General features: G+C 51.8%; 3 protein-coding genes. All 3 read right to left on the bottom strand.

Features of this window, described 5'->3' with window-relative positions:
- Positions 1-19: 19 nt before the first annotated feature.
- On the bottom strand, positions 20-199 hold the full coding sequence (locus MO867_RS21260; RefSeq protein WP_252472854.1) for a hypothetical protein: 180 nt from the start codon (positions 197-199) through the stop codon (positions 20-22).
- A 115-nt stretch (positions 200-314) separates the two neighbouring features.
- Complete coding sequence (locus MO867_RS21255) at positions 315-1,808, bottom strand: DUF5691 domain-containing protein (RefSeq protein WP_252472851.1); 1,494 nt, start codon at positions 1,806-1,808, stop codon at positions 315-317.
- Positions 1,802-3,101 (bottom strand): SWIM zinc finger family protein (locus MO867_RS21250; RefSeq protein WP_252472848.1); only part of this gene is annotated, 1,300 nt, incomplete at its 5' end. The genes MO867_RS21250 and MO867_RS21255, both read right to left, overlap by 7 nt.

Below are 3,101 nucleotides of genomic sequence, written 5' to 3'. Positions count from 1 at the left end.
TTAGACAAGATAATTACAGTCACGATTTAAGCTGATTTATATGGGACAGCCCTGCAGTTCCCCCCCCCATCAGATATTTAACGACTGACTGGGGAGATAGGCTCCAGTTTTCCGGTTTTTTAGCAGAGTCATCCTCTCTTAGTGCTTCAAGCTCAGCCTGGTACGTTATTTCTACCGGTTGACGAATTACATCGCTCATTGGGAAATCCTTATTGATGAGATCTACCGACAAACCCCCATTTTTTCGGAGTTTCTTAGGAGTCACTCTGTCTTTAACTTAAAAATTCAATCTTTATGGTAAATTGCAGCTACGACTAAGCTACACCTTCAAGGTCGCCGTTAAACTTTAGGCAATCCACCGCCGGGTCTGCACGCAACACACCCTGCTCAAACAGGGCTTCCAGTAGCGGCCGCACCGTCTCCCTGGGTAGCATCAGGCCCAACGCGGATAATTCCCGCTGCAAATAAGTAGTTTGCAAATAACCATTTTCCGCCAGTTCTTCAGCCACCCTTTTCATTAGGGACTTCCATGGTGAGGTTTTTCTCAGCTCGTCCCAAGAGAGTTCAGTCAGAGGCTCCGACAAGAAACTGAGTAGGTCCTGAAAATCCAGTTTGGCCTTTTTGTTACGCAACAATTCGAACATTAACTCAGCGCGGCACGATTGCTTAAGTCGCGGTATTAAAGTATGCAACAAGGATATACCGGCTTCGTTACGAGCGAGATAGGTTTCAATACTATCTACTAACCGAGCAATCGCTAAATCTGGCAAGGTATTCACAGCGCCAGCCACCAGGCTGCGGTTGTCATAATCCCGGTTCTTCTCGAATTGCCAGGCGACAGCCAACTCCTCTACAGTTATTTCGAGCGCTTCTGCAAAATTCTGCAGTGGGACTGTTTGTAAAATTTCTGAGCGAACCGCCTGCTGCTTTTTACTTTTTAACTTACGCGGCAACAGCTGAAGTTGCTTCTTGACCATCCCCACTGTCTTCAATTCATAAAACTCTGCCAACTCCTGCGCAGCGGCTGCCGTTTCTGTATTTTTCTCAAGCAGAGCTGACCGCCCTAACCTGGCCAAATACTGGCTGGCAACCCGTACAATCTTTTGCGAGCGATCATTTGTCAGGGATTGCAGATAAATTACATCGGCTTCCGTCAGACGAATTGAAAGCACCTGCACAATTTTCAAACGCTTCTCTGCCGGTTCACGTCCGGCACAGGCTTGGATCAGGTTTAGCGCTGCGGTGGGATTGTGAAAGCGCAGCTCTTTGAGCATAGCCAGGCGACTGGCAGGATACCAATCATCCCAGTTATCCATGCTCAGCGCTCCGAAATCACCGGTTTCGCCCTGCTCATTGGCCACCCATTGGGACCAGGGCAGATAAATTTCCGGCAACCCTTCATCATTATTTGAAGGTAACCAATCTGCCGGGTGAGCGATATAACCTCTCTGTAAAAGAAGCTGTAACAACAATCCAGCGGGCTTCATAGCCCGCGCCTGAATACTTGCGCTCACTCGCCTGAATTGTGCGCGCATATGATACGGGAGAAGCGGCATATTCAAATCAGGTAACATTGGATATTCACGCAGCTCTTCAGGCGCTTGCGGCTGGTACAGCACACATTGATGCTGGCTGAGTAGCGCCACTGCCACGGCAGGCAATCGCTCCTCCGCCAACCCCTCGAATAGTGGCCGCCAGGACGCGGGCAAAGCTTCAGGCTCTATAGGGAGGTCACTACCCACCATCCAACGCTGCTGCAGACGTTCCAATAGTGCTTGCTCTTCACGAATTTGCTCAGTCGTCAACATGCAATCGTCCCCCACTTCTCGGTACGCGCACTGTGCAATTCAGCGCTGTTACCATCCCAAAGTACAAATACCGCCTGTAGTTTTGAGCCCATCAGCAAGGATGGCACTTGATGATTACTTAACGGCAATGCCTGTTGCCCGGAGGAACAATGCCACCAGTAACTACCATTCGCACAGCGCAGGATACGCCCCCCTTTCAGCGCATGTGGTATTTGCTCAAGCCAGGGTAACACCGAGAGCTGCTGTTGGTATCGGGACAAAATACTCTCCCCGCCGGTGGGCCATACATCACAGCTCCCCGCCGGCAACACCTTAAGCTCAACCGGGAACGCCCTGAGCGGAGAGCGACTGGGGTAGAAAGCCAGCTCTCCCTCAACACTGGCTCCAATACCAACCCCCACTTCGCGGCGACCCGCAGATGCCGGATAGTGGTCCAGTAATAGAGCGACTATCGGGGTATCACTATCGAGCTTCAGCAGCCAGGAAGCATGGCTGACCAAACCATCGCGGCGGGTACTCACTTTTTCTCCCACCTGATGCCAAATACCCGATTGCCTCCTGCTGTCAGGGTTCTCCAAAACCTGCTCGCGACTCTCGGCCACCGCGATGACTCTGCGAGCGTCCACATCAAGCTGGTCGGCAAACCAAGCATCACCCAACAACAACAACTGCCCCAACTCTTTAAACACCACCTGCGCTTGCAGCTGGGGTGGCAGGCCCAGGACTTTTGCGGGTAACTCATCAATTCGGGAGGCGAGTCCAGTAGCTTTGGAATCAACCAAGCGAGCTGAAATATAGCGACAGCGCTGTCTGAGCTCCTTAAGAAAACCCACCATGCCGGTACGCAGCTGATCGCCTACCCACTGCTGGAACTCACTCAAGCCGGCGCCGATACTCTTGTTGGTTTTCGCCTGGGTCTGAGCTGCCCGCTTGGCTTTAGCTGCTTCTTTCTTAACCAGCTCTTCAGTACTCGCCAGAGTCTCATCTCGAGTTTGATGAATATTTTTGCCGGTCGACGTTTTTGTCTCGACCTGAGCTGTCGATGTGTTTTTGCGGCGACGGCCGAGCCATTCCACTACCCATTCCGGTGATTCGCTCTCGATAAAATCATCCGGGCCATCGGCAAACTGCCACAAGAGCGCCAACACATGCTTGCAGGGGAACTTGCGCGAAGGGCAGGTACACTTGTAACCCTGGTCTACAGTATCGGCCATGGTGTAGTAGGGGTTGGCACCGGACCCCCAGGGCTGTCCCATATAAACCGGTGTAAAAACGAACAGAATAGACCTAAAA

The organism is Microbulbifer okhotskensis, from assembly GCF_023895975.1.
Lineage (GTDB): Bacteria > Pseudomonadota > Gammaproteobacteria > Pseudomonadales > Cellvibrionaceae > Microbulbifer > Microbulbifer okhotskensis.
This window is presented reverse-complemented; position numbering and strand designations above follow the sequence as displayed.